30 protein-coding genes and 2 tRNA genes are annotated in these 25,758 nt (G+C 57.8%); 19 read left to right on the forward strand and 13 right to left on the reverse strand.

Annotated elements, in window-relative coordinates; translation table 11 throughout:
* Window positions 1-6: 6 nt before the first annotated feature.
* Window positions 7-1,677: an FAD-dependent oxidoreductase gene (locus tag Q1K31_RS03805; protein ID WP_300376886.1), complete on the reverse strand. Its 1,671-nt coding sequence runs from the start codon at window positions 1,675-1,677 to the stop codon at window positions 7-9.
* A 79-nt stretch (window positions 1,678-1,756) separates the two neighbouring features.
* Here Q1K31_RS03805 and Q1K31_RS03810 point away from each other — a divergent pair, with 79 nt between their 5' ends.
* The 4 genes from Q1K31_RS03810 (at window position 1,757) to Q1K31_RS03825 (ending at window position 4,421) form a co-directional block, all read left to right on the forward strand.
* On the forward strand, window positions 1,757-2,533 hold the full coding sequence (locus Q1K31_RS03810) for an enoyl-CoA hydratase (RefSeq protein ID WP_300376888.1): 777 nt from the start codon (window positions 1,757-1,759) through the stop codon (window positions 2,531-2,533).
* A 93-nt stretch (window positions 2,534-2,626) separates the two neighbouring features.
* On the forward strand, window positions 2,627-2,935 hold the full coding sequence (locus tag Q1K31_RS03815) for a hypothetical protein (RefSeq protein WP_300376890.1): 309 nt from the start codon (window positions 2,627-2,629) through the stop codon (window positions 2,933-2,935).
* Between the two features lie 131 nt (window positions 2,936-3,066).
* Window positions 3,067-4,281, forward strand: coding sequence for an acetyl-CoA C-acetyltransferase (locus Q1K31_RS03820; protein WP_300376892.1), 1,215 nt, complete (start codon window positions 3,067-3,069; stop codon window positions 4,279-4,281).
* Between the two features lie 53 nt (window positions 4,282-4,334).
* Window positions 4,335-4,421, forward strand: a tRNA-Leu gene (locus Q1K31_RS03825).
* A gap of 17 nt (window positions 4,422-4,438) precedes the next feature.
* On the opposite strand, the gene Q1K31_RS03830 is transcribed toward Q1K31_RS03825, so the two are convergent.
* The 4 genes from Q1K31_RS03830 to Q1K31_RS03845 form a co-directional block, all read right to left on the reverse strand.
* A complete protein-coding gene (locus Q1K31_RS03830) occupies window positions 4,439-4,765 on the reverse strand; it encodes a hypothetical protein (RefSeq protein WP_300376894.1) in 327 nt (108 codons plus the stop codon).
* A gap of 129 nt (window positions 4,766-4,894) precedes the next feature.
* A complete protein-coding gene (locus tag Q1K31_RS03835; RefSeq protein WP_300376896.1) occupies window positions 4,895-5,551 on the reverse strand; it encodes a hypothetical protein in 657 nt (218 codons plus the stop codon).
* A 69-nt stretch (window positions 5,552-5,620) separates the two neighbouring features.
* Window positions 5,621-6,019 carry a hypothetical protein gene (locus tag Q1K31_RS03840; RefSeq protein ID WP_300376898.1) on the reverse strand — a complete coding sequence of 133 codons (399 nt, stop codon included), beginning with the start codon at window positions 6,017-6,019 and terminating at the stop codon, window positions 5,621-5,623.
* A gap of 9 nt (window positions 6,020-6,028) precedes the next feature.
* Entirely contained in the window at window positions 6,029-6,373 is a 345-nt protein-coding gene (locus tag Q1K31_RS03845) for a hypothetical protein (protein WP_300376900.1), read from the reverse strand.
* 130 nt (window positions 6,374-6,503) lie between these two features.
* Between Q1K31_RS03845 and Q1K31_RS03850 the strand changes: the two genes are divergently transcribed.
* A complete protein-coding gene (locus Q1K31_RS03850; RefSeq protein ID WP_300376902.1) occupies window positions 6,504-7,274 on the forward strand; it encodes a Crp/Fnr family transcriptional regulator in 771 nt (256 codons plus the stop codon).
* 6 nt (window positions 7,275-7,280) lie between these two features.
* On the opposite strand, the gene Q1K31_RS03855 is transcribed toward Q1K31_RS03850, so the two are convergent.
* Window positions 7,281-8,507: a Glu/Leu/Phe/Val dehydrogenase gene (locus tag Q1K31_RS03855; RefSeq protein ID WP_300376905.1), complete on the reverse strand. Its 1,227-nt coding sequence runs from the start codon at window positions 8,505-8,507 to the stop codon at window positions 7,281-7,283.
* A 45-nt stretch (window positions 8,508-8,552) separates the two neighbouring features.
* The gene (locus Q1K31_RS03860) at window positions 8,553-9,344 is read right to left on the reverse strand and encodes a response regulator (protein ID WP_300376907.1); all 792 of its coding nucleotides are present in this window, start codon (window positions 9,342-9,344) and stop codon (window positions 8,553-8,555) included.
* A gap of 143 nt (window positions 9,345-9,487) precedes the next feature.
* On the opposite strand from Q1K31_RS03860, the gene Q1K31_RS03865 reads away from it, so the two are divergent.
* The 3 genes from Q1K31_RS03865 to Q1K31_RS03875 are packed head-to-tail and all read left to right on the forward strand — an operon-like array spanning window position 9,488 to window position 11,989.
* Window positions 9,488-9,679: a NepR family anti-sigma factor gene (locus Q1K31_RS03865; RefSeq protein ID WP_300376909.1), complete on the forward strand. Its 192-nt coding sequence runs from the start codon at window positions 9,488-9,490 to the stop codon at window positions 9,677-9,679.
* Window positions 9,680-9,687: 8 nt separating this feature from the next.
* Window positions 9,688-10,296, forward strand: a complete 609-nt coding sequence (locus Q1K31_RS03870) for a sigma-70 family RNA polymerase sigma factor (protein ID WP_300376911.1) — start codon at window positions 9,688-9,690, stop codon at window positions 10,294-10,296.
* 37 nt (window positions 10,297-10,333) lie between these two features.
* Window positions 10,334-11,989: a histidine kinase dimerization/phosphoacceptor domain -containing protein gene (locus tag Q1K31_RS03875; RefSeq protein ID WP_300376913.1), complete on the forward strand. Its 1,656-nt coding sequence runs from the start codon at window positions 10,334-10,336 to the stop codon at window positions 11,987-11,989.
* On the opposite strand, the gene Q1K31_RS03880 is transcribed toward Q1K31_RS03875, so the two are convergent.
* Genes Q1K31_RS03880 through Q1K31_RS03890 form a run of 3 tightly spaced genes read right to left on the reverse strand, consistent with a single transcriptional unit; the run spans window position 11,986 to window position 13,939 of the window.
* On the reverse strand, window positions 11,986-12,825 hold the full coding sequence (locus Q1K31_RS03880; RefSeq protein ID WP_300376915.1) for a metallophosphoesterase: 840 nt from the start codon (window positions 12,823-12,825) through the stop codon (window positions 11,986-11,988). The two genes, Q1K31_RS03875 and Q1K31_RS03880, sit on opposite strands and share 4 nt — an antisense overlap.
* Window positions 12,822-13,676, reverse strand: coding sequence for a diacylglycerol kinase family protein (locus tag Q1K31_RS03885; protein WP_300376918.1), 855 nt, complete (start codon window positions 13,674-13,676; stop codon window positions 12,822-12,824). Before Q1K31_RS03885 ends, Q1K31_RS03880 begins: the two co-directional genes overlap by 4 nt.
* Window positions 13,673-13,939, reverse strand: a complete 267-nt coding sequence (locus Q1K31_RS03890) for a Rho termination factor N-terminal domain-containing protein (RefSeq protein ID WP_300376920.1) — start codon at window positions 13,937-13,939, stop codon at window positions 13,673-13,675. Before Q1K31_RS03890 ends, Q1K31_RS03885 begins: the two co-directional genes overlap by 4 nt.
* 103 nt (window positions 13,940-14,042) lie before the next feature.
* Between Q1K31_RS03890 and Q1K31_RS03895 the strand changes: the two genes are divergently transcribed.
* Complete coding sequence (locus tag Q1K31_RS03895) at window positions 14,043-14,300, forward strand: hypothetical protein (protein ID WP_300376921.1); 258 nt, start codon at window positions 14,043-14,045, stop codon at window positions 14,298-14,300.
* Between the two features lie 74 nt (window positions 14,301-14,374).
* On the opposite strand, the gene Q1K31_RS03900 is transcribed toward Q1K31_RS03895, so the two are convergent.
* The gene (locus tag Q1K31_RS03900; protein ID WP_300376923.1) at window positions 14,375-14,518 is read right to left on the reverse strand and encodes an entericidin A/B family lipoprotein; all 144 of its coding nucleotides are present in this window, start codon (window positions 14,516-14,518) and stop codon (window positions 14,375-14,377) included.
* Between the two features lie 153 nt (window positions 14,519-14,671).
* Here Q1K31_RS03900 and Q1K31_RS03905 point away from each other — a divergent pair, with 153 nt between their 5' ends.
* The 5 genes from Q1K31_RS03905 (at window position 14,672) to Q1K31_RS03925 (ending at window position 17,715) form a co-directional block, all read left to right on the forward strand.
* On the forward strand, window positions 14,672-14,845 hold the full coding sequence (locus tag Q1K31_RS03905) for a DUF1328 domain-containing protein (protein WP_300376925.1): 174 nt from the start codon (window positions 14,672-14,674) through the stop codon (window positions 14,843-14,845).
* A 303-nt stretch (window positions 14,846-15,148) separates the two neighbouring features.
* Window positions 15,149-16,027: an SMP-30/gluconolactonase/LRE family protein gene (locus tag Q1K31_RS03910; RefSeq protein WP_300376927.1), complete on the forward strand. Its 879-nt coding sequence runs from the start codon at window positions 15,149-15,151 to the stop codon at window positions 16,025-16,027.
* A 131-nt stretch (window positions 16,028-16,158) separates the two neighbouring features.
* The gene (secE, locus tag Q1K31_RS03915; protein ID WP_300376929.1) at window positions 16,159-16,374 is read left to right on the forward strand and encodes a preprotein translocase subunit SecE; all 216 of its coding nucleotides are present in this window, start codon (window positions 16,159-16,161) and stop codon (window positions 16,372-16,374) included.
* A 21-nt stretch (window positions 16,375-16,395) separates the two neighbouring features.
* Window positions 16,396-16,941: a transcription termination/antitermination protein NusG gene (gene nusG, locus Q1K31_RS03920; protein ID WP_300376931.1), complete on the forward strand. Its 546-nt coding sequence runs from the start codon at window positions 16,396-16,398 to the stop codon at window positions 16,939-16,941.
* A 78-nt stretch (window positions 16,942-17,019) separates the two neighbouring features.
* Window positions 17,020-17,715, forward strand: coding sequence for an enoyl-CoA hydratase/isomerase family protein (locus Q1K31_RS03925; protein ID WP_300376933.1), 696 nt, complete (start codon window positions 17,020-17,022; stop codon window positions 17,713-17,715).
* Here the strand turns inward: Q1K31_RS03925 and pgi are convergent.
* Together pgi and pgl are read right to left on the reverse strand one after the other, a co-directional pair.
* Window positions 17,712-19,259 carry a glucose-6-phosphate isomerase gene (gene pgi / locus Q1K31_RS03930; protein ID WP_300376935.1) on the reverse strand — a complete coding sequence of 516 codons (1,548 nt, stop codon included), beginning with the start codon at window positions 19,257-19,259 and terminating at the stop codon, window positions 17,712-17,714. The genes Q1K31_RS03925 and pgi overlap by 4 nt on opposite strands.
* Before the next feature lie 19 nt (window positions 19,260-19,278).
* The gene (gene pgl, locus Q1K31_RS03935; protein ID WP_300376937.1) at window positions 19,279-19,983 is read right to left on the reverse strand and encodes a 6-phosphogluconolactonase; all 705 of its coding nucleotides are present in this window, start codon (window positions 19,981-19,983) and stop codon (window positions 19,279-19,281) included.
* Between the two features lie 194 nt (window positions 19,984-20,177).
* On the opposite strand from pgl, the gene tuf reads away from it, so the two are divergent.
* The 5 genes from tuf to Q1K31_RS03960 all read left to right on the forward strand — a co-directional run bounded on the left by tuf (window position 20,178) and on the right by Q1K31_RS03960 (window position 25,702).
* Complete coding sequence (gene tuf / locus Q1K31_RS03940) at window positions 20,178-21,368, forward strand: elongation factor Tu (RefSeq protein ID WP_300376795.1); 1,191 nt, start codon at window positions 20,178-20,180, stop codon at window positions 21,366-21,368.
* Window positions 21,369-21,470: 102 nt separating this feature from the next.
* The gene (locus Q1K31_RS03945; protein ID WP_300376938.1) at window positions 21,471-22,220 is read left to right on the forward strand and encodes a sulfotransferase domain-containing protein; all 750 of its coding nucleotides are present in this window, start codon (window positions 21,471-21,473) and stop codon (window positions 22,218-22,220) included.
* Window positions 22,221-22,296: 76 nt separating this feature from the next.
* Window positions 22,297-22,372: transfer RNA gene (locus tag Q1K31_RS03950), tRNA-Trp, on the forward strand.
* A gap of 628 nt (window positions 22,373-23,000) precedes the next feature.
* Complete coding sequence (locus tag Q1K31_RS03955) at window positions 23,001-24,902, forward strand: copper resistance system multicopper oxidase (protein ID WP_300376940.1); 1,902 nt, start codon at window positions 23,001-23,003, stop codon at window positions 24,900-24,902.
* An 8-nt stretch (window positions 24,903-24,910) separates the two neighbouring features.
* Window positions 24,911-25,702 (forward strand): copper resistance protein B, encoded by a 792-nt coding sequence (locus Q1K31_RS03960; protein WP_300376942.1) that lies wholly within the window; start codon window positions 24,911-24,913, stop codon window positions 25,700-25,702.
* The last annotated feature ends 56 nt before the right edge of the window (window positions 25,703-25,758 follow it).

Here is a 25,758-nt window from a genome sequence, read left to right on the forward strand (position 1 = left end):
AACTGTTCAGGATATCTCAGCTATGGCGCGATGAATGTCACTTACGACGACAGATCCTTCCCCGACGCTTGAAGCCACGCGTTTTATCGAATTGATCCGTACATCCCCGACAGCATAGACGCGCGGCCAGCTGGTTTCATAACGTGTCGGCATACGGTCCAGAGGCCATCCCGCACGCACAAGATCAATATTCGCAAGATCGGTACCTGTTTTCACGAAACCCTTTTCATCACAACTCATATGTTCCGGCAGCCAGTCCGTGAATGGCGCTGCGCCGACAAACAGGAAGACAAACGGGGTTTCACAGCGTTCCGTCTTTCCGTTTGTGTTATCGCGGAACGTTGTTCCGGTGAGCCGGTCTGATAATGGATCAGCGCCATCGACACCGTGAAGCACATCGATTTCGGTTGCTGGGTGAAGATGTATGTTTGGGGCCTCTTCCAGCCGCCGCACCAGATATTCCGACATGGTTTCACGGATGTCGGGCCGACGGTACAGGACGTGTACCGCTTTTGCCGTCTGGCTCAGGAAGACGGCGCCCTGTCCGGCGGAATTGCCTGCACCTACGACAGCTACCTCCTGCCCGCTGCAAAGCTGTGCTTCCATGGGGGTTGCCCCATAGTAGATGCCACGGCCTTCATAGCGCTCGAGATTGGCAACTGGCAGGCGCCTGTATTGCGCACCCGTTGCAATAACGATGGCCCGTCCGCGCAACTTGCGGTCATCCTTCAGTGTCAGGCAGTACTCATGGCCATTGCGTTCCAGTGCGACCGCCTGCGCAGGGGCGCCAATGCGGGCACCAAACTTCTGTGCCTGGACGGCGGCACGCGCCGCGAGGTCACGGCCAGACACCCCCATGGGAAAGCCGAGATAGTTCTCGATCTTTGATGAAGTGCCAGCCTGGCCGCCAGGGCCATCCGTATCCAGCGTGATGACACTCAGTCCCTCAGAGGCCGCATAGACGGATGCGGCAAGGCCGGCCGGGCCGGCTCCGACGACAATTACGTCAACCGTGCTGTTGTCTGGGAGCAGGTCCAGGCCAAATGCTTCGGAGAGCTCTGTAATGTCCGACCGGGACATGATGCGGGAACGGCCGCGAATAACAACGGGCAGGGTATCGGCGTCTATCTCGCGGGCATCCATTATGCGCTGCGCCAGCGCTTCTTTTGCGGGATCCAGCCACACATGCGGTACACCATGCTTGGAGAGGAGGTCGCGTGCGGCGAAGACATGCCTGTCATGGGCATCTCCGATAACGATGACAGAGCCGTGTTCGGCATCATGAGCAAAGGCCCGCCGCGCTGTGAGGGTGCGGACAAAAATGTCCGAGAGCGCTGAATTTTCTACAAGAAGCCGCTGGAAGGATGCGTGCGGGATATGCAGGACGTCACCTGCCTCACCCATTTCCACTCGTGAAAGTGAGGCTTGGCCGGTCAGAACCGTAATATCGCCAGCGAACTGGCCGCGCTCCATCCAGCCAACCCGTTTTTCACCCTCTGGTGTCTCGACAAGAATATCCGTGTATCCCGAGAGAGTAACGAGGCAATCGGCACCAGCATCCCCCTCGGCGACAAGAGAAGTTCCGGCCTCGTGATGGCGGACTTTCCCATAGGCAATCAATTGTTCGAGATCGCTCTCATTAAATGTGTAGTTCACGTCGGCTGGTGGTTTGGTCATGAATTGCCTCTTGGAGAAAACTCCGCCAGCAGGCTAAGTCTGGCGCAACTGAAAATAGGAATAATGCTGGAGGAATGCCATGACTGAACCAATCGTTCTCGTCGAACGCGACGGCCCAGTTGCTATCGTTACGCTCAACCGCCCGGATGCGCTGAACGCGCTCAGCCGGGCATTGCGCAAGGAGATCGTGAAAACCTTTCAGGATCTGGCGAAGGATGACACGGTGCGCGCGGTTGTCCTGACGGGCAAGGGCCGGGCTTTTACGGCCGGGGTCGACCTCAAGGAAGCTGGCCAGACAGGGTTTGCGCTTGGTGCTGATGGGGGCGAAATCGATCTCGCCAAGGGGCTTGAAGCTTTCCCATGGCCGATCATCGGGGCAATCAACGGCTTTGCGATTACGGGCGGGTTTGAGCTTGCCTTGATGTGCGATGTCCTGATTGCGTCGGAAGACGCAAAGTTTGCAGACACTCACGCCCGTGTCGGCATCGTACCGGGCTGGGGGCTGAGCCAGAAACTTTCACGCATGATCGGCATAAGCCGGGCCAAGGAGCTGTCTTTCACGGGCAATTTCCTCACCGCTGATACGGCTGAACGCTGGGGCCTGGTGAACCGCGTCTGCAAAGCCGATGAACTCCTCCCGGCGGCCATTCAGCTCGGTCATGACATGGCAAGTTGCCAGCCGGACATGTTGAAGAAATACAAGCAACTGATCGATGAAGGGTTTGCTGCCACTTATGGCGACTCGCTTGCTCTTGAGATCAAGCGGTCGGCAGAACACGCTGCCAGCGTTACGGCAGAAAGTGTCGAGGAAGCTCGCAAGGCCGTAACGGAGCGGGGCAGGGGCCAGCAGGGCTGATTCCTGTGGTCAGACATGGCTTCACGCGTTGGTGAAGCAACCGCAAGGCTGGTTGCCGCGTTCTGTTGGTGTAACCACACTGGAGCCATACCCATGCCCCGTCTAACAGTCTCACTCGTCGCAGCGATAGTTGCGTTGCCTGCCACAGCGCAAATCGCCACCAGCAACGAAGACGGGGCAACCGGCGCCTATTCCAACGAGGTCGATTCATCGTTCACGTCTGAGAGCCGTTTCGGTCCTCGTACGGCGATTGATGACCTTCGCGCCGATGTCGACCGTGACAAGGAGCAGATTGAGCGCGTACGCCAGAAACTACTCCAGGAGCGCCAGGCACCGACACGGATTGAACCCTTCGTTCCGCCTCCTGCGCCTGAAGACGAACGCGAACAGCCTGAGCAATAGTTCAGGCGGCTCAGAGCGCCCGGAGATGCTGCAACATGTCGGGGCTTGTCCCTGAGGCAGGGCGAGAATCCCCTTGTCAGGCCCTGACATATTGGCTGTAACGCACTCCAATTACCGAGGGAGTGTATATCATGAAAGACGTCGTCATCTGTTCGCCACTGAGAACGCCAGTGGCAGGTTTTGGTGGAAGCTTTCGGGACGTGCAGGCGCACGATCTCGCCTCGCATGTCGTCAAGGAGCTGATGGCGCGAACGAAACTTCCCGCTGAAGCGGTCGATGACAGTGTCTTTGCCCAGTGCTACCCGTCCATGGAAGCGCCAGCGCTAGGCCGCGTTGCCGCTCTGGATGCGGGACTGACCACAGGCACAGCCGGCATACAGATCGACCGGCGTTGCGGCTCGGGATTGCAGGCAGTCATCTACGCCATCATGCAGATTGCGACCGGAGCGAGCGATGTCATGATCGCTGGCGGCGCGGAGAGCATGTCAAATGCGCCTTTCTTCTCGACCAATATGCGCTGGACCATCAAAGGCGACGGCCTGATGCTGCATGATGGTCTGACACGTGGACGCTACACGGCGGGCGGCAAGAACCATCCTGTCGCTGGCGGCATGATCGAGACGGCCGAGAACCTCCGCCGGGATTACCAGATTACCCGTGAGGCTCAGGACGAATTCGCCTATAACTCGCATATGAAGGCCGCTGCCGCGCAATCCAGCGGGAAGTTTGCAGAAGAAATTGTTTCCTACACAGTAAAGGGTCGCAAGAGCGATACCGTGGTAACGGATGATGAGCATATCCGCGCCGACTCATCGCTCGAAAAACTCTCGAGCCTGCGTGCGATCCGCGGCAAGCAGGACCCTGAATCCACTGTGACAGCAGGGAATGCCTCCGGACAGAATGATGGAGCTGCTGCCTGTATCGTCTGCACCCGTGAAGCGGCAGACAAGTATGGCCTCCAGCCTATGGCGCGGTTGGTCTCCTGGTCGGTTGCCGGCGTCGGGCCGGAAGTCATGGGGATTGGCCCGGTTCCGTCCAGCCAGAAGGCGCTTGAGCGCGCCGGCCTCAAACTGTCAGACATAGACCTGATAGAGCTCAACGAGGCTTTCGCTGCACAGGTGCTTGCCTGCACGAAGGCGTTGGGTTTCGACGATGAGGATTATGAGCGCCTGAATGTGAACGGGTCCGGAATTTCACTTGGTCACCCGGTGGGCTGCACGGGGGTGCGTATCCTTACCACGATGCTGCATGAAATGGAGCGCCGTGAGGCCCGTTACGGTCTTGAGACCATGTGTATCGGCGGTGGTCAGGGGCTTGCTGCAATCTTTGAGCGGGTAACGGCCTGAGCTGCATTCCCTTGAGCAAGTTCAGCAGCTAGTAGAACTTTCAAGCTGGCCAAGCGGGCGTGGCGAAATTGGTAAACGCAAGGGACTTAAAATCCCTCGGCCGTATGGCCTTGCCGGTTCAAGTCCGGCCGCCCGCACCATCAGGTTTCCCGATATTTTATGAAATACGGTTGTCATCTTCACGTGGTTGCTGCTCAGCAATCGCGTCGACATCCATCTTGCATTCAGGAGTATCGTTCAGAGCCGACTGGCTAACGATGAGTGCAGAGCGCACATCACCATTATCCTCCGTAATCGGCAGGGCATAATTTCCGGTATCATGTCCGAAGTCCGACCGTACAGGTATGAGGGAAATGCCCGTTTCGCAGGCTTGCGTCACCGTCGCCTTTTCAGCCGATGTGAGATGCACTTCTCCTGCCAGAGCAGGGCCACTGGCAAGTATGCCGGCTGACAGGGCTGCAAGGATCATTCTGGAAACGGTCATTCTGATATGTCCAGTCTGGTTGAACTCTGGAATGAACGTCAGCCTGCAATAATTGTTCCTCCTGGAACTGCGAATAAGTAAGCAATTTTTAATCTGCCACCCGGTCCGCCAGCGACGGCTTCAGGCGAATCATCCTGTGCGAATCAGGATGAAAACAAACACCGAGTACAACGTTGACAGTGTGATGAATTTTCCTGCGGAAGCGAGCATGAATGGCCGCAGGTCATGCCAGCTTGTCTCACGCGCAATATTGGCGACCTCACGTGCAATTTCCTTGGTCATCTCGTCCATATTGTGCCCGCCCAGCGCGAGCATGATTTTGGTTGTCCGACCGGGTTCGAGTTCGCCAACCTCTTCCAGGACCTGTTCAAACACGAGGGCAGCGACGACCTCCCCGACTGTCTTGCGGGGCCGCCAGCCATAATCATGCAGTTTCGTGGCAATCAGCCGGACGGTGGGGAAAAAAACGATAATGTCCCGAATCAGGAAAATCGCGATCAGCAGGATCGTGACAATTGTAAATGCCAGGTGCGGGTAAAGTCCCAGACGATAGCCCAGCCAGGTCATCATCAGGAGCAAGGCTTTCACAAAAACAGTCTTTACGAACTGCGTTATGCTTTCCCGGAGATAGTCTTCGGCATGGCCCCTGATGCGATCGCGTGCATCCTCGGCAGCTTGGTGGATTATGGATTGCTTCTTGCGGTTGATCGCGCCGGAGATCACCTTCCGGCCAATCGTCACGCCCGTGGTCAGGGCTGACACAAAAAGAAAGGTTGCTCTCAACATCCATGTCTCCCGGACTTAGGGTGAGAGCAACTGACTTGTCTGTCTACTACTGTCTCAGGCATGAGCTGTTTACATCAGCTCATCCATGATCTTCTGCAAGCCTTTTGATGCCTGATCCGGGTTGCTGACCAGAAGGTATCCCGCTGCCAGAGCCATTGATGCCGCGGTAAGGGGCCTCTTTTCGACAAGAGATGAAATCGCGTCAAAGGGAAGCTCTGCAAGCATGTCTGCGGTCGCATGTTCGAACTGGTCGAGCTCTTCTTCAGTCGATTTTCCCGGCTTCAGGAAAACGAGCACACAGATACATGCCACGAAAAGCAGCACAGAAGCTGCCGTTACGGTGGCCCAGAGAAGCCCCATCACCGGTATCAGCGCGAGCACTCCAGCCACCGTCAAAGCGGTGGTGCCGGCAAGCCCGAAAAAGGCCGCACCGGCACCCGCAATTATTCTGAGTTTTGCAGCATCCATTACGGCGGCCTATTTGCGGCGCAGTGCTGCAAGAAGGACCCCTGTGCCGAAGGCAATGCCGACAGCTGCCATGGGATTTTCACGGACCTGCGTTTCCACATAGTCCTTGGCTGAATTGGCGCGTTTCGTAGCCTTTTCGGCATAGTCGCGTCCACGTTCGAGATTCTTGTCGAACTCGACCGAGGATCTGCCTTTGACATATTTGCTCGAATTGCTTGCAAGAGAACTGATATCCTCACGAAGCTGAGCAATGTCCTGCTTCAGGGCATCGTAATCCTGTTGAGCTGCTTTCGCTGCGTCTGCTGCCATATCTTTAGCCCCATTGCTTTTGGTTGTTGTCGTTTTGGTCGCCATTGTGTGTAACTCCTCAGAGCTTAGATCACTTGATTGATAAACGAGGAGGTCTCCGCGTCGTTCCATTGTTGCGGCTATTGCCTGCGAATATTCAGGAACACCGGAGATGGACGCAGAGTTCAGAGTAGGCATGAGTGTGTTCAAGAGACGATTGGCCCAGTACGTTCAGCTCGAGAGTGATGCCTGGACATTATTCGATGAGCTGGAGCGTCAGGATAACGTCTTCCGTGCGGGAGAAGACATTATCCAGGCCGGGGAGAAGGCAAACGAGGTTTTTATCCTTCAGTCAGGATGGGCTATTCGTTACAGGCTGCTTGAGGACGGGCGCCGACAGATTGTGAATTTCATGCTTCCCGGAGACGTGTTCGACCTGCAGGCTCTCGCAGATCTTCAGGCCGATCACTCCGTGACCGCCATTACCGAATGTCATGTAGCAATTATTCCCTCAAATCCCTTTATCGCCATGCTTCAGGGATCAGGCAGACTGGCTTCGGCTTTCTGGTGGTCGGCGGTCCAGGAGGAATCCATTCTGCGTGAGCAGATTGTACGCATCGGGCGCAGGTCGGCGCGAGAGCGAATCGGACACCTGCTGCTTGAGCTGCACCGCCGCTATATCGGCGCGACAGGCGACGAGGTCGACCGCTTGAACATGCCGCTCACACGCGCGGACATTGCCGATGCCCTAGGCCTTACCCCGGTTCATGTATCCCGGACGATGTCGGCCATGCGCCGCTCGGGTCTTATCAAGGAAGAAAAAGGCTCAATCACGCTTGAGGACCGGGACCGTCTGGCGCGTCTGTCCTATTTTGATGTGGATTATCTGCACCTGAGAAAGCTCAACCTGCTGAGTGCTGAGGTTATGCCAGAAGATAGCGCTACGGGGGAACTGGGCGACAGCTAGGGTCGCCTAGGCCTCGAACAGTCCCTGGGCCTCGGCAATCGCATTCAGGTCCCGCAGGGCATACAGGGTCGCGGCAAGACGCCAGTCGCCTTCACATTCATTCACCGTTGCGGCGATTGCATCGGCTGAGGTCATAAGCCGGTCACGCCACATTTCTTCAACGTTATCGAGGTTTTCCTTGCCACCCTTGCGGTAGCCGAGCCATTCCAGATAGGAGGCGCATACGCCGCCCGAATTGAAGACTATGTCCGGGCCGATCTTGATATTCTTGCGCGCGAGTATGTCATCGGCTTCGGGGCTGACCGCCGCGTTTGCAATCTCGAGCACCATGGCACAGTTCAGGTCCGTGGCATTTGCAGATGTGACCGCATCCGAAATGGCAGCCAGACAAAGAATATCGGCCTCCTGTTTCAGGATGGCTTCCGGCGCATCGGAATATTCAAGCATGCCGTCCGCTTTTTCCTGACTGACCTTTTCGACATCTAGCCCGTCACCGTTGGCCACAACACCCTGGCTGTCAGCCATGGCCACAATCCTTGCCCCGCATTCGGCTGCACTTCGGGCAAATTGCAATCCGGCCTTGCCGATGCCCTGTACGGCAATCCGGCATCCATTGAGTTCAAGTCCGTAGTCGCTGGCCAGTCGCTCCAGTATCAGCACTGCTCCACGTCCGGTTGCACCTTGCCGTAAAGCCAGACCGCCAACATCTTCAGGTTTGCCTGTCACGGCACCACGACCGTCATCATTTTCGTGCATATCAATGCCCGCGATCATGGCTTCCATATCTTCCTTGGAGGTCGCCACATCGGGGGCGGCGACGTCATGATCGGGGCGCAGGATGTCCGAGAACAGTTCGCCATAGGCTTCTGCGAGCTGGTAGCGCTCCTTGGTCGAGAGACTGCCGGGATCAATACGCACAGCACCTTTTGCCCCGCCAAACGGCAGGTCGAGAAGAGCGCACTTCAAGGTCATCAGGAAACCAAGCCTGGAAACTTCATCGGCACTGGCATCGGGCGCAAAGCGCACGCCGCCTTTCGTTGGCCCTTTCAGGATGCTGTAGCGACAGCGCCAGGCTCTCGCATACTGGTTTTTCCCGTCGGCTCTCCGAAGCGTAAGCTCCCGCTCGATAATTTCGTGCGGGAGCGACAGCAGACGTTTTATCTGTTTCAGGTCAGGATCGGCCTCTGCAGCCTGATCCATACGTGAAACAGAGCTTTTCAGTAGTGGATTCATACAGGGTCTGAATCCCGCCTGCGGACAGGCGGAACCTATCCTCTATTATTCCGCCGCGACCGATTGCTCGGACGGGTGGAAGAACAGGGCCTGACCGATCGCTGCCTTTACCGTGTTTTCCTGGAAAGGCTTCGGGATGAGATAGGTCGGCTCGGGGCGCTCACCGGTCAGCAGGCGTTCCGGGAAGGCCGTAATGAAGATGATCGGAACATTGATTTCCTGGAGAATGTCATGCGCGGCATCAATCCCCGAGGAATTGTCTGCGAGTTGGATGTCGCACAGGATGAGACCGGGTGGATTTGCCTTGGCCATGGCGACGGCCTCCGTGTGGGTCGTTGCATTGCCGGTCACTTCATGACCAAGTTCCTCGACCAGGCTCTCAAGGTCTGCCGCAATGATCGGCTCATCCTCGATGATGAGCACCTTGGTTTTCAGTGTCGATTCAATGTCGGTATGAGCCTTGGCAATAAGCTCTTCAATCTGCTGGACGGATTTTCCGAGAATAGTTGCCGCTTCGCTGACCTGGAAACCCTCAAGAGCCGTCAGCAGGAATGCCTGACGCTCCACGGGGGCAAGCGCCTGCAGGCGTGACTCTGGCGATACGGCCGAACCATCAGGCTGCTCGAGACGAGCGCCTGTCGATCCCCATATGACATGAAAGAAACGATAGAGGGCCTGACGCGGGGGCAGTTCTTCGCTGACCTGACTGGGATCTTCAGCAAGTGCTGTCAGTGAGGCGCGAATGTAGGAATCACCGCTTTCCTGACTGCCTGTAAGAGCCCGTGCATACCTGCGCAGATAGGGCAGGTGGGGACCGAACTGTTCGACAAGACTCATTATTACCCTCTTTGATTACATTTCCCCTTGTAACTCGTTTCTCTGTTGAAGGTTGCAAGTAACTGCAGAAAAATTTCTGTTTGATGGAACCTTGTTTCTTTCACGGGTTTAATGCGAAGAGATCAAAATATTCTCGGGGTCCCATGAGTAATAGAGTTAACATGATGAGTGACGAAGCGAAGCCGGATGTCGAAACAGAGCGTTCTCGCAAAGTCCGGCAAAGACGCCTCGGCGATCAGCTACGCCGTATTTACGAAGACGTTACAACTGAGCCTGTTCCGGACGAGTTTCTGAACCTGCTTGAGCAGGCAGACCAATCCTCCAACAAGAAATAGAGACTGCATTGACCAAGCCGACCCTCGATGATCAGGCGTTCAAGGCAGAACTCGCCGATCTGATTCCCCACTTAAGGGCTTTCGCACGAAGCCTGTGTGGCAACGCAACAGCCGCTGACGACCTTGCTCAGGAAGCCATGCTCAAAGCATGGAAGGCCCGTGAAAGTTATCAGGCGGGTACAAACCTGAAGGCCTGGGCGTTCACGATTCTGCGCAATCTCTTCTACTCGGAGAAGCGTCGCAGCTGGAGACGCCAGCAACTTGATCCGGAAGTCGCCGAAGCGACACTTGTCGCCAGCGACAATACTTCATCCGCAATTGACCTTCTTGCACTGCGGAACGGCCTGACGGTGCTGCCTGAAGACCAGCGTGAAGCCCTGGTGCTTGTCGGTGCTGGCGGGCTATCCTATGAAGAAGCCGCGGAGATCTGTGACTGTGCTGTCGGAACGATCAAGAGCCGCGTCAGCCGTGCACGCAAAGCGCTGATGGAGATTCTGGAGAATAACGAAGCGAGATATTCGGGCGACAAGGCGATCAGCGCGTCTGAAGCATTCGATGACATCATGAGGCAGGCGGACGAGCTATCGCGTGACACCCCGGAACACGCCAGAAACTGAACAGAAGGTCAGACGTGGATCTTTGCGGCTGCGGTTGTTGTTTACGATCGCAGCCGCACTGACTCCAATTCTGCTATTTGCCGGCTTCAGGACTTACCTGAATGCCCAGGATGCGCTGGCTGAACGACGCAATAACCTCATCGAGATCGCGGACCGGGCGATTGATGAGATCGAACAGGTGTTGTCGACAGTCGATGTATTGCAGGAAATCTACCTGCCCAACATATCAGAGGGTGATTGCGCTCCGGTCTATGAAACCTTGGCACCGCGTATCCCGCAGCTCTCAAACGTCACGCTATTTGATGAAACCGGCAAGTTTTCCTGCGCGGCCGTGGGAGAGCCCGAAGGCTCGACGTCTCAACCTTCGGCCTTTGCCGAGGTCAAGGCCGGCAAGACCACCGTACTGACGGACGCTTTCTTTGGCTCGCTCAGTCAGGCCTGGCTGTTCTCGGTATTCCGCCGGCTCGAAACCAATGATGGTGAATTTCTCGGGGCCGTCGCCTTTTCCCTGAAAACCGAACAGCTTGTTCGCACGGTTCGTCTGACGAACCTTCCTGAGGATGTCGAACTGGCGATTTCGGACAGTGGTGGGCAGGTCTTCGGCAGCGCCAGGGTTGTTGCTGTCCAGCAGGAATGGATTGATGAAGCGACAGGCGATGAAGACGGCGTGCTTTTCGTTACCGACACAGACAGGTTCGGGTCGCTCGATATTGTTGTGAGATCGATTGTCGATGGCCGGATGTATGCGGTCATTTCCAGGCCGTCGCCAGGTGTGATCAGTGAGTTTACCCTGGAGCCTCTGGAATCTGTCGGTATTCCGCTGCTCTCCTTCACACTCGCCCTGATAGCTGCCTGGCTCGCTGTGGATGGTCTCGTCCTGAAATGGCTTGCCCGCCTGCGCAGGCTGGCACTGATCTATGGCGAAGGGCATTATAATTTCCGTATCGGCAACGAATTCGAGAATGCGCCCGACGAGATCGCGGACTTTGCCCATAGCTTCGACCGGATGGCGAACAGGATTTCTGAACGTGATGCCACGCTGCGGTCGGCCATCGCGACACGCGATGCCGCGGTGAAAGAAATCCATCACCGTGTGAAAAATAATCTCCAGATCGTGGCAAGCTTTCTCAACCTGCAGCGCCGCCAGGTCACCGATCCAGGTGCGCGCAGCGTGATCTCTGCCGCCCGCCACCGGATTGATGCGCTCTCGATTGTCCACCAGACGCTCTACCAGCATGAGCGGCTGGAGACCGTTCACATGCAACCCTTCCTGGAGGCGCTGCTGTCTCACTTGGCCGGGGCACTGGGCATGGATGAGCAGGGCGTCACGATTGAAAGCGAGATCGAGGAAATAGACCGGCCCGCCGACGATGCTATTCCGATTGCCCTGTTCATCCTGGAGGCTGTCACAAACGCGACGAAGTACGCGTTCCCCGATGATGGCGGGACAATAACGGTAAGACTTTACCGTGAGGCAGAGGAGATCATCCTCGACATCCTGGATGACGGTGCAGGGGCAGGTGACAGCGGGTCTGAAAGCGGTGGCTCGACCGGTCTGGGGTCAAAACTTATGTCCGCATTTGCCAAGCAGCTTCGCGGCCGCATGAACATCAGCTCCGAGAAAGGAAGTGGTTATCATGTGGAACTTCGTGTGCCAGTCGAGCACGCCATGAAGCATACTACGGACTTCTAGGATTTGGATCCTTCATAGGGGCCCGCGGCTGCTGTTACATGCGGTTCGGCATGGTTGTATTCAGGTGACAGCTTATGGGGCTTTTCAGGCACAAACCGGTCACCGTGCAGGTTGTAGACCGTAACATCACACGCCTCCTGCTTCAGTTCGATCAGGTTAAAGCTGGCGGGACGTGTGCGGATGCGCGTCGACAATGTGCCTGAAGAGACTGCGACATATGACTTTGCTTCGTCATCGACAACTGTGACGGAGGGAGCATGGACATGGCCCGTCAGCAGGAAACCGACCGGGCTCTGCGCAAGCCGCCGGCTTGCGCGGCGTCCACGCCGGGTCGCAGTGCGCATCGGTGCTTCCGGGGGGGAGAGGAAAGGGTGGTGACAGATCAGGAAGACCGCCTTGCCGTGGCTGGCCGGGCCCTCTGCTTCCGCGATCACCGATTCAAGGTCTTCTAGGTTGACTGAACCTTCCGCCCAGTTTTTCCGGGTCTGCCAGCCGCGTGATGTATTCATCCCGATAAGGTAGGCGCCTTCCAGTTCTACGGGGCCGGAAAGGTCTTCGAAATAGGAATCGTGGCGCTCAAAAGGGGAGACGACCCGTTCATAAATGTTCAGGAGCGGGGTATCATGATTTCCTGCGACAACGAGCCTGGGAATGTCGAAACGGTCAAGCCAGTCGCGCGCATCAGCAAATTCAGAGCGCTTGCCGCGCTGGGTCAGGTCTCCACAGACGGCGAGGGCATCCGGCTCAAGCTCTTTGATTGTCGCCTCGAACGCCTCAAGGGCAACGGGGTTTTCCGTCCCGAAATGTATATCGGCTAGTTGAATTATTCTGGTCATTCATACACGGCAGATATGGCCCGGCCGCCTTTGCTTATACGGCGAAAACTGGTTCCTGACTTAAGTCGTACAGGCTCGCCGTCCAGTGTTACGCGTAATCCGTACCCCTTAGGGTGTTTAAGCCTGACCTCGCTGGTTCGAAGAGTTGTCACCCCCGTTGCCTCACGCCAGTCCGACATTAGGGCTCCAAAGCCGGAGGCGGCCAGTTCGATAGGGTTGTCGGGATTGATATAGGCGAATTCAAAATTCCCGTCTTCCTGGGCGCCAACAAATATCGCCGCGGCAAGGGCTGCGTTCCCTTCCGGAGGGGTATCCATTCCATCCGCATGAAATGACATGGCGTTGGTGAAATCGAGGAAATCACTACCGGACAGCTTTTCGATCGCTTCCAGGACACGCCCGCTGCGCAGCGCCTCACGCGGCCCCGTCAGATCGGTAAGATTGCCAGCCATCGCGGCGACATAGAAGCGATGATCATCCGCACATCCGGCAGGCACATCAATCATACGTCCCTTAGTCAGGCCATCGCGCAAGCATTCCTGCCACTCGCAAGGTCCGCCATGAATCTGTTTATGAAACAGGTTCATCGTTCCGCCCGGCAGTGGCAGGATAGGCGGGCCAGCTTCACCGGCCCGTTCCAGGGCGCAAGCTACAGTGCCGTCCCCACTCCAGACGATGACCGCATCAGGCGACGTATCGAAACAGGCATCTATCGGCTCGCAAATGTCATCCTTGTCCAGCAGGGTGAATTCACATGCCTCGCCCAGCTCTTCGAGAACTGTGCGCAATTGGTCTTCTGCGTCCGCCGGCACACTGCCAGAGCGCGGATTTACAAGCGCTGCAAGCTTCATAGATTGTCTCGCAGGGCGGCGATGAGTTCGTCCTTGGTCATTCCAGAGCGTCCTTCGATATCAAGTTCTGCGGCGCGGTCGTACAGCTCGTCTTTCGTCCATTTGTCGTAAGAAGGCGACTTGCCGCCCTTTTTCGAAGGGTGTTGTGACGGGTTCGCCTGAGCATTGGCGATGCGTGCGGCTGTCTCCTTTGAATAACCCTCATCCTTCAGGGATTGATAGGTTTCGTCGTCCTTGATGGACGGGCCATGGTCCTTGGCCATTTTGATACCCTTTCATGCTTCAAGATTATTGGGAATTCAAACGCGGGCCTTCACCTTGTGTTCCGGGCCGGGAACCGGCTTCTCGCATGCGCGTAATAACTGTATGAAAGAGACATCCCGTACCAGAAACAAGACGTCCTACCATCCCGCCATAGGGCCTTTGGGGGATCTGGGTTTTGTGTTTCGCCGCCTTGGCGGACTTTCCCGTCTGGATGTCGTGGTGTCGATGATCAGCGTTGGCTGTATTGCTTTCTGGTCATGCCTGAGAAGCGGTAAACGCAAGGCGGTCAACGTCTCGATGAAACCTGCCGTTTATTTGCTGACATACATTCCCGCCGAAAAATTCAGCGACATGACCTGAAATCCTTTCCAGCAGATACAAAAAACGCGGCCTTTCGAGGCCGCGTTTCTGTTGTTCTGTTGTCAAAGAGATGACTAGGCACCTGCCTCGTTAGCCGTCTCTTCAATTTCTTCGCCTGTTGCTTCGACGTCCTGACCGGCGCCTTCAACAGTGTTACATGCAGCGGCCATAAGAGCCATCAGACCGAGACCGGCGACGAGAAATGGGTTCTTCTTCATAACTAAGTCCTCTCTTTGATTGTCGGAAAAGCTACAACGTCACGCTGTAGGGGATGTTCCCAAAATTATTTCAGGAACCGCCAGCCCCCGCTCACCGTTTATTCTGCATCGGCAACAGGCCGACAATAACATGCTGCATGGAAGGAGATTATCATGCTTGGTTGGGCACTTACATTTTTCGTTCTGGCGATAATCGCCGCAATTTTCGGGTTTGGCGGCATTGCTGGTGCTTCCGCAAGTATCGCCCAGATCCTGTTCTTTGTTTTCCTGGCTCTACTCGTCCTGAGCTTCGTCGCGCGGGCTGTCAGGGGCCGAAGCGTCTTATAAGCTAGCTGACGCATGGAACGATCAAGCGGGGCGGTTGCCATTTTCGGTGCCGCCCTGTTTCATATCCGGGGATATAAAACCCATCGACAAATACCGGTCCTGCTTCCGGCGGCCGGATTCTCATCATTCTCCTGACATCCTGCTGCCCCTGATCGGGAGGGCTGCTTTCAAGGGCCTGTTGCTGGGCCTTTCCCGCAACAGACGCGTAATGATCTTTCGCTGATCGGTACGGAATCGTTTAAGTCTCTAGCCAGTCCTTTACAGGGCTGGCTTTTTTGCATCTGTGCAGCTCAGGGAGACCGGATGAGCCTCTATCAGCCCCAATGCGTCGCGCCGACGAGTTGCCTGCTCGGCCAGAGCCCTGTCTGGAGTCCCTCCGAAGGGCTCTTGTGGTGGGTGGATGCCAAACGTGCCAAGCTGCATCGCTATAACCCGAAGACCGGCAATACGCGCCGCTATGATCTGCCCCTGAAGGCCAGCGTCATTGCCTTGTCGCAGGGCGAGCTCCTGATGGCGGGTGACCGGGAGGTAGGGTTTTTCGACCCTGCGACCGAAGAATATACCCGCCTGGTCACTCTTCAGGACGAGCCGGCTTCGAACCGGATCAATGCTGGCGGCATCGCCCCGGATGGCAGTTTCTGGTTTACCACGATGGATAGCGAAGAGCGTGAAGCGAAAGGCGCATGGTACAGGCTTGCCCCAGATCGGACGATTGCCCCGTTGAAAGTGGCGCCTGTTATCATCCCCTCCACAGCCAGTTTTTCTCCTGATGGGACAACTTTCTACACATGTGATGTCACCGAGCAGGAAATACTTTCCTTTGACCACGACACATCAAAAGGCCTTTCAAACCGTCGTGTCTTTGCCACGACGAGCGCCGGAGCAGGGTATCCGGACGGATCGGCCATGGATGCCGGGGGCTGTCTCTGGAATGCGGAGTGGGATGGTGGCCGCGTTGTCCGCTATCGCCCGGATGGCGCCATGGACCGTGTGATCCGGCTGCCGACAGTGCGAGCAACCGGGTGCTGTTTCGGCGGGCGGGACCGCAAGACGCTTTATATCACGACCGCCCGGACAGGGCTGACAGCGTTCCAGATGGATGCCCAGCCCTTTGCGGGCAGTCTTTTCGCGGTCGAGGTGGAGACACCCGGGCAGCCCTGTCCGGAATGGTCCGGACACTGAATGGCACCGACCTCTATGCTTGCGCGGCTGACTTCCTGCACCCACATGCCTTCACAATGTGATCAATGCGGAGTATGGCGTTGCCGAATACGGGTAAGCCCGCTACACCCCCGACTTTCAGGATTTGTTTGATGGCCGACAAGGACAAGAAGAAAAGCGTTGATCCGGTGACCTACGTCCGTCAGGTCGAGGCCGAGGGCCGCAAGGTAACCTGGACCTCGCCAAGCGAGACCGTGCAGGCAACCATCATGGTTGTCATCATGTCGATTATCGTCGCGCTCTTCCTGTTCCTGGCCGATCAGATCATTGCCGTGCTGATCGGTTTTATCACCGGACTCGGCGCATAGACTTCAAGGAGTGCCCCGCACATGGCCGAGGCCAAATGGTATATCGTTCACGCCTACTCGAACTTCGAGAAAAAGGTCGCCCAGGTCATCCGTGACCAGGCAGACCTGAAAAACCTGTCTGACCTGATCGAGGAGATCGAGGTGCCGACAGAGGAAGTCGTGGAAGTCGTGCGCGGCAAGAAGAAGACCGTCGAGAAACGTTATTTTCCCGGCTACGTCATGATGAAGGCGCAGCTGACAGATGACGTCTATCACCTGGTCCGCGACACGCCGAAAGTGTCCGGCTTCCTCGGGGCTGAGGGCGGCAAGAAACCGCTGCCTGTGCCGCAACGCGAAGTCGACCGCATTCTCGGCACGGCAGATGAGCCGGTTTCCGAACGGCCGCGTCCGCAGGTCAGCTACGAGATCGGTGAGCAGGTTCGCGTCAATGAAGGGGCTTTCCAGGGCTTCGAGGGCGGTGTCGAGGAAATCGACGAAGCCAATCACCGCCTGAAGGTTTCGGTCTCGATCTTCGGCCGCGCCACGCCCGTCGATCTGGACTACTCGCAGGTCGACAAGATCAGCTAGCGCTGATGCAGCAATCTTGCCTGGCCTCTGTTGAGGCTCGCCAGCCTGCGAGCTGAGTACGTCAGGTCAGGATTCGGAATGGCTGTATCAATTTCTGAGAGGTCGGGGACGTTATGGCTGACGCTGTTCAGCCCCCCGGTCAACGCGATCACGCTGGATCTGGTACAGGACCTGGCCCAGATTGTTGAGGGAACGCAGGCCGAGCATCCCATCGTCCTGACGGGAAAGGGGAAATCCTTTTCCGCAGGTGTCGATACCCGTGCCTTCGAAAGCTATTCCTCCGATCAGCGGCGTGAGCTCGTGCTGGGAATTACCCGCATGGTTAAGGCGCTGGTCTGCCATCCGGCCCCTGTCATCGCGGCTGTGAATGGTCATGCGATCGGTGGTGGGCTGGTGCTGGCACTGACAGCTGACTACCGGATTTCGTGTGCAGCAGATGCGAAGTTCGGCCTGCCTGAAGCGAAAGCCGGAATTCCGTTTCCGGCCGGGGCAGCCGAAGTGATCCGTCACGAGCTACCCGGCCACCTTCTGCGAAACCTCAGCCTGACCAGCCGTGTGACGACACAGGACGAACTCCATGCAGAGCGGGTATTCGACCATGTGTGTAAACCGGATGAGCTGCCCGTTGTGACGGCGCAGGCCCTGCGTACGTTCAAGGCTGCGCCGGCTTTCACAACGGTGAAGCAGCAGGCCAGGGGTGAGCTTCAGGCCCGCCTCAGGGCGCTCGTCAGCGCAGGTGACGACCCATTCATGTCGGCGTTTGGCGTAGCCTAGCGCTTGAGCGTGTCTATCAGCGCCGCCGTTACCGGATCGTCCGCCTTGTCCTTGCCTGCCAGGGCAGGTTTCAGGCGGCCAGCCATGGTCTTTCCACGCTCGACGCCCCATTGGTCGAAGCTGTTTACCCCCCACAGGACGCCTGCGAGGTAGGTGCGATGCTCGAACAGGGCAATCAGGCTGCCCAGCCGGTAGGGCGTCAGGACTGGCGCGTGGAAAAAGCTCGACGGTCGCCCGCCTGCATGAACTTTCTGTGCGGCAATCTCCAGCGGCAGTTCCGGCTCCTCGGCGCGGACCTCTTCGAGCGTGCGGCCATTGGCGAGCACTTCTGCCTGTGCCAGGGCGTGCGCAGTAAGGCCTGTCACACCTTCCGCGTCATCTGTTGCGCCCGGCGCTAGGACAAACTCCGTCGGGACGATGGCCGGGCTCTGGTGCAGCCACTGGTGATAGGAATGCTGGCCGATCGTGCCTTCCCCGCCCCAGAGCAGGGGAGCTGTCGCGGTGTCTATCGCTTCACCCCCGGGGCTGACGGACTTGCCGTTTGATTCCATCTCCAGCTGCTGGAGGTAGGCCGGCAGGAGACGCAGGCGCCGGGAATAGGCGAGCAGGGCGCGTGACCCGAATCCCATGAAGGCGCTGTTCCAGTAGTCCAGCAGGGCCAGCCTGATGGCTGCGTTCTCAGCCATCGGGGTCTCGGCGACGTGCGTGTCCATGTCTGCGGCACCTTGCCGGAACTCGCGCATGACATCGTTTTCAAGCACAATGGAGCAGGCCACCGACCCGGCTGACCAGATCGAGAAACGCCCGCCAACGGTCTCCGGCAAATCAAGGATATGCCCGTCCGGATTGCCAAGCCAGGCCGTCGCACGTGAAGGGCTTGCGGTCACAAGGACGAAATGACTGCCCCAGCCGTCATTGACGGAGCTTTGGACCCAATCCCGCGCCCGTGCAAGATTGTAGAGTGTTTCCTCGGTCCCAAACGACTTCGATACGCCGACAATCAGGGTTGTTGCTGGATCGAGCCCTTCCAGGGCCAGGTCCAGATCGAGCGGATCCAGGTTGGCACAGTATCTCAGTTCAAGGCCGGGGCGGCGGCAGTCGTGAAAGGCGTCTGCGACAAGCCGCGGCCCGAAGTCTGACCCGCCAATGCCGATGTGAACGATGGCAGTGAAAGGGCGGCCTTCAGCAGTTACCATCTGTCCGCCGGCGATCCGTGAAGCAAGGGATTCCGCTGTCTGGACAGAGCTGCAGACTTTCTGGGCGGCTTCACTTTTGGGCGCTCCTGCGCGCAAGGCCCAGTGAAGGGCAGCACGGTCTTCAGAAGTGTTGACGATGTCGCCATCGAACAGCCTTGTGACGGCCCCTTTCAGATTCTTTTCTGCAGCGGTCTCCGCAAGGGCGGCTTCCGCATCCACGTCGAGATAATGTCGCGTCAGATCAATTGACCAGCCGGGCGCGGAAACTGTGGCCATGCCGGCCCGTGCTTCAATAAGCTTTCTGAAGGAGCTGGATTTCAGTCGGTCGGCATGATGCTTGAGAGACATGGTTAACGGATCGCCTTTTTCAGGATCTATAGAAAACGGTCAGTGCTTTTCCGGCGGCCTTGCGCATGGTTGACACCGGGTGGGCAGGATTGCGTGCCTCGAAGACGGATTTCTTCCGGTCGCCAGACATCAGCAGCAGGATGCTGCGCGCCCGTGCCACGGCGGGATAGGTCAGTGTCATGCGTTCGGTAATCTCGCCAGTAACCTTTGTCTTCGGCGCATTAATGGCTGCGACGGAAAGAAGGTTGCCGGGGTCTGTTGCCGCGCCCAGGCCTTTGGCATTGGCAAACCAGGAGAGGGTGTGGCCATCCTGCCCCATGCCGAGGATGAGGACATCTATAGCACTGGCTGGTCCGCCATAGGCCTTGTCGAGATCGGCAGCCGCCTCAGCTGCGCTTTCCCGGTCTGTCTTCATCGATAGGAAGTTTGCCTTTGCGGCCTTGTTCTGCAGCAGCGTATTCCGGACAAGAGCCGCATTCGAGGCGTCATGCGTCTCCTCGACCCAGCGTTCATCGGCCAGTCCAACCGTGATGTTCTCCCAGTCGAGATTGAGCTTTGACAGGCTCTCATAGATAGGTCCGGGCGTGGAGCCGCCCGAACAGAAAAGAGTTGCCTTGCCGCGGCGTGACAGGGCGTCTGCCAGCCGGGCTTCGATCCAGTCTGCGGCTTCGGTTTCGAAGGTCTCTTTCGTGCCGAAGGCATGGAATTCTGTTGCGCTAGCCATGAATTTGCAGGGACACGCGGGGCCGCTTCCTGTCAAGAGCGTGCTGTTCGTCTGCGCGTCAATTGCTATGAACGCTTGAAAGCACGCGCGCGCGTGTGTATGTCGCCCGCTTCAACGGGAATCAAAGGCCCGCTGTATGAAGGAAATCTCGAACCGTCCGGCGGGCCGGACAAGAAACACACAGGAGGTCAAGGATGGCCAAGGCAAAGTTTGAGCGTAGCAAGCCTCACGTAAACATTGGAACGGTTGGCCATGTTGACCATGGCAAGACGACGCTGACAGCGGCGATTACGCTGTGCCTGCACGAGGGCTGGGGCGGTGAGTCGAAGTCCTATGAGGACATCGACAACGCGCCGGAAGAGAAGGCCCGCGGCATCACCATCAACACGGCACACGTCGAGTACGAGACGGACAACCGTCACTATGCGCACGTCGACTGCCCCGGCCACGCTGACTATGTGAAGAACATGATCACGGGTGCTGCGCAGATGGACGGTGCGATCCTGGTCGTGAACGCCGCAGACGGCCCGATGCCGCAGACGCGCGAGCACATCCTGCTGGCCCGCCAGGTTGGCGTTCCGGCGCTTGTCGTGTTCCTGAACAAGGTCGACCAGGTCGACGATCCGGAGCTTCTGGAGCTGGTCGAGATGGAAGTTCGCGAGCTTCTGTCCTCCTACGATTTCCCGGGCGACGACATTCCGATCGTTGCAGGCTCTGCGCTTGCGGCTGTTGAAGGCCGTGACGACGAGATCGGCAAGGACAAGATCATGGAGCTGATGGCGGCCGTGGACGAGTACATCCCGACCCCTGAGCGTCCGCTGGACAAGCCGTTCCTGATGCCGGTTGAGGACGTGTTCTCGATCTCCGGTCGCGGTACGGTTGTGACCGGCCGTGTCGAGACGGGCGTCATCAAGGTTGGCGAGGAAGTCGAGATTGTCGGCATCCGCGACACGAAGAAGACGACGGTTACGGGCGTTGAGATGTTCCGCAAGCTACTCGACCAGGGCCAGGCCGGCGACAATATCGGCGCGCTGATCCGTGGTGTTGAGCGTGACGGCGTCGAGCGTGGCCAGGTGCTGTGCAAGCCGGGTTCGATCACGCCGCACACGAGCTTCGAGGCCGAGGCCTACATCCTGACGAAGGAAGAGGGTGGCCGTCACACGCCGTTCTTCACCAACTATCGTCCGCAGTTCTACTTCCGCACGACCGACGTGACGGGCATCGTGACGCTTCCGGCGGACAAGGAAATGGTCCTGCCGGGTGACAATGTGAAGATGGATGTCGAGCTGATCGCGCCGATCGCGATGGACCAGGGCCTGCGCTTTGCCATCCGTGAAGGCGGCCGCACCGTCGGTGCCGGCGTCGTCTCGAACGTGAAATCGTAAGACACACAGCCAGCCGCACAGGCTGACAGTATCAAGGGTCGCCCCCAACAGGGCGGCCCTTTTTTGTTGAAGGCTTCTTCCGCTTCTGCTGTGAACGTATACATGCCCAAACGCATAGATTTCATGATTGCTGGCGTACAGAAGGGGGGGACCACCTCTCTGGACGCCTATCTGCGCCAGCACCCGGACATCGCCATGGCAAAGAAGAAGGAAGTCCACTTCTTTGACAAGCGCCCGAAAACCCCAATACGCGCGCTCGATTACGCGTTGTATCACCGCCAGTTTGACTGGTCTGCGCAGACCGGGGGCGCGAAACTCGGGGAGGCAACCCCCATCCTCACATGGTGGACCGGTGCGATGGAGCGGCTCTGGCGCTACAACCCGGAGATCAGGGTCATCATGCTGTTGCGTGACCCGGTCGAGCGGGCCTGGTCGCATTTCCGCATGGACAAGCGCCTGCAGCGCGAAGGGGCGGATTTCTCCGATGTGATCCGTAACGAGCGTGCGCGAGCCCGCCGGACGCTGCCCTTGCAGGACCGTGAACGCTCGCAGCTTGCCCGTGGCTACTATGCGCCACAGGTACGTAACCTGATGCGCCTTTTCCCGGACGAGCAGCTTCTTTTTCTAAGGAGCGAGGATCTCTCTACTGAAGCGCAGCCTGTACTTGAGCGGGTAACGGACTTTCTCGGTGTTGACCGCTTCGACTTTGTGCCGGAGCCCCGTCATAACAGCGCGACTGATAGCGCAGAAATGCGTGCGGAAGACCGTGCCTTTCTTGAAGACGCCTTTCGCCTGGATGCCGGGGATACCCGGCGCCTGCTTGGCTGGGAGAAAGGCAGCTGGAGTGTCTGAGCCTGCTGGCTGCAGCATGGTTCACGCGGCCTGTTGCGCTTTCACCCACAATCAGGCATTACGGCGCTTCGCCTGAGCGGGTATAGCTCAGCTGGTAGAGCAGCGGTCTCCAAAACCGCAGGTCGTGGGTTCGAGTCCTACTGCCCGTGCCAGGCGAATTCTCAGAAATATAACGCTGCTACAGTCAGGCATGCATTGCAGGCGTGCACAGATGAGCTATTTTTGTCGTACATGGTGAGTGTGTTTCGTTTTCTGGCCTTGAGTCTTCTGTCAGTGCTGATCGGCACGGGGCTGATCGGCTGTGCTGTCTTTTCAGCAGGGGCACAGGAAGGCCAGCAGGGACAGCAAGCGGCTCACGAGCGCGCGATGTCGACGGCCTCATCCGGACATCAGCATCATTCAGTTCATTCGACAGCTGACACAGCGCCCATGTCCGCAAGCGATGAGCATGGGCCGGCACATGGGGGACATGACAGCCATTGCGACGGGTGCGGTCAGAGCGTGCTCAATCGTATTTCTGTTGCCCCGGATCAGGCCATAAGTACCGGATCCGTGCCACAGCCCGTTTTCATTGTGCCGGCTACCCTGCAGCTTGAGACACGACAGCCCCAGGTTCGGGTTCACAAATGGCCGCCGGATCATAGTGCGCCCGCAATTCCGCGCACACTTACGCACCAGAAAATCAGTCTTCTCATCTGATCTGACCGCCCTGGGCAGGCCGCCGGAAGGGCGCGTCTGTTTATTTTGCGTTCAAGATCAAGATGAAAGACGAGTTTCAAGATGTTCAACAGACGACATTTCCTGGGGGCAGCCCTGGGTGGGGGGACGGTGCTCGGTGCCTCCGGCCTGCTGCCGGCCTGGGCACGCACAGCAACAGATGGAAATCTCGGCCTGCCAACCCTTACTGGCACGAATTTCGACCTCGATATCGGCGAGTTCCCGGTCCGGATAGACGGGCGTACGGCCATGGCTGTCGGTGTTAATGGCACACTGCCTGCGCCCCTCATCCGTTTCCGTGAAGGCGATGAGATCACGCTCAATGTCAAAAACAGGCTGAAGAGTGAGACCAGCATTCACTGGCACGGCCTCCTTGTGCCCTTCTACATGGATGGCGTGCCCGGTGTCTCGTTCCCTGGCATTCCCGCGGGTGAAACCTTCCAGTACAAGTTCGCCGTGCCACAATCAGGCACTTACTGGTATCACTCGCATTCAGGGCTACAGGAACAGCTAGGCCATTACGGGCCGATGATTATCGACCCGGCAGGGGCAGATCCGGTCAGCTATGACCGCGAGTATGTTCTTGTCCTGTCGGACTGGAGCTTCGAGCATCCTCACCGGATTTTCGACAAGCTTAAAAAGTCCGCCGAGACCTACAGTTTCAATAATCGCACGCTAGGCGACTTCGCTGAAGACGCCGCGCAGCAGGGCCTTGGTGACGCGCTTGGCGATCGTGCCATGTGGGGCAATATGCGAATGAGCCCGCGTGATATCGCAGACGTGACCGGCGCGACCTATACCTATCTCATCAATGGTCATTCGACGGCTGATAACTGGAACGCCGTTTTCCGGCCCGGCGAACGCGTGCGCCTGCGCATCATCAATGCCTCGGCCATGTCGATCTTCAATTTCCGGATTCCCGGCCTGCCCATGAGCGTTGTTGCCTCAGACGGGCTGAATGTTCGCCCGGTCGAGACAGACGAATTCCAGATCGGTGTGGCGGAGACCTATGACGTGGTCGTGCGGCCAGAGGCAGCACGTGCATTCGCGCTGGTTGCGGAATCGATCGACCGGTCGGGGCAGGCTGTCGCCACACTCGGGCCGCGTCCGGGCATGCGGGCTGAAGCCCCGGTGATGCGCGCTGTGCCAACACTCACCATGAAGGATATGGGCATGGCGCATGGCGAGCATGGCATGAGTGATATGGATCGCTCTGACAGTACAATGTCCGGCATGGATCATTCCGGTCACGACATGTCCGGAATGGACCATTCAGGTCACAAGATGAACGGTATGGCTCATGAGGGACATTCAATGAGCCGAAAACCGGACCCCATGTCCGGCGATGGTGCGATGATGGCCCACAATCACAAGACGGGTCCAGGGGTCGCCAATACTGCCATGATGCCTGTCAGCCGGCTGGATGAACCGGGCACAGGGCTTGAGGACGTGGGTCACCGTGTCCTTACCTATGCCGACCTCCGCGCGCTGGAACCCAACAGGGATACCCGTCCGCCAGAGCGCGAACTCCAGATTCACCTGACTTCGAACATGCACCGCTACATGTGGTCGTTCAACGGTGTGAAGTTCTCCGAGGTAACGGAATCAATCCGCCTTAACGAGGGCGAGCGTGTGCGCTTCAACCTCGTCAACGACACGATGATGCCGCATCCGATCCACCTGCACGGCATGTTCTTCGAAGTGGAGAACGGGGGAGGCGAGCACCGCCCGCGCAAGCATACCGTGATCGTCAAACCGGGCGAGAAAGTCGCCTTCGATGTCTCGTCGGAACATGTCGGCGACTGGGCCTTCCACTGCCACCTTCTCTATCACATGCACGCCGGGATGATGAATGTCGTGTCGGTGATACCCGGAGAGGCCGGCCCGCACGCGAAACCTCACCACGAACCACCGGAAAATGACCATGACATGGGTCATAATCAAACGCATGAGGGCCACCATTGAGACATTTCATGACGTTGAAACTGGCCGCACTGACCATGATCGGTCTTTCGGCCCAGCCTGTCGCGTTTGCCCAGAAGACAGAGGCAGACCCCTGGTCCCAGGCCGATGAGGTCTGGGGCGCGGAACAGATGAAGCCGGCCCGCCAGCAGGTGCTGCGACATCACGGCGACACAACGGCCACTTATTTTCAGGCCGAGCGCTTCGAGCTTCAGTCTTTCGACGATGAGGAAGTCCTGCTCCTCGATGGAAATGCCTGGACTGGTGGCGATATCAACAAACTCTGGTTCAAGACAGAACTCGAGTATTTACCGGAAGAAGGTGAATTCGAGGAAGCAGAGCTTCAGGCGCTCTGGTCTCGGGCGATTTCGCCGTACTGGGACTTCCAAGCAGGTGTGCGCCAGGATTTCGAGCCGGAAAGTCGAACTCATATAGTTGCGGGATTTCAGGGGCTTGCACCGTATCTCTTTGAAACAGATGCAGCCGCTTTTCTCTCTACTGAGGGTGATCTGACCGCGCGGGTCGAGGCCGAATACGAGCTTCTGCTAACCCAACGGTTGATCCTCCAGCCGCGGATCGAGGCCGGGTTCTCGGCGCAGGACATCCCGGAGCTGGAAACCGGCGCGGGCCTGACAGGAATCGATGCGGGTTTGCGCCTGCGTTACGAGATCAGGCGTACCTTTGCGCCCTATATCGGCATCGAGTGGCAGGAAAGTTTCAGCGATACGGCTGAGATGATCGAGGCACGCGGTGGTGAAACCGGCAAGGCGGCCGTGATTTTCGGAGTCCGGGCCTGGTACTGATGTGGATGGCGCAGGTTATTTGGACCTGCGCCATTTTCGGACCGCTCTCATACCGC

The sequence above is a fragment of the Henriciella sp. genome, from assembly GCF_029936995.1.
In the GTDB taxonomy this organism is placed as follows: domain Bacteria; phylum Pseudomonadota; class Alphaproteobacteria; order Caulobacterales; family Hyphomonadaceae; genus Henriciella.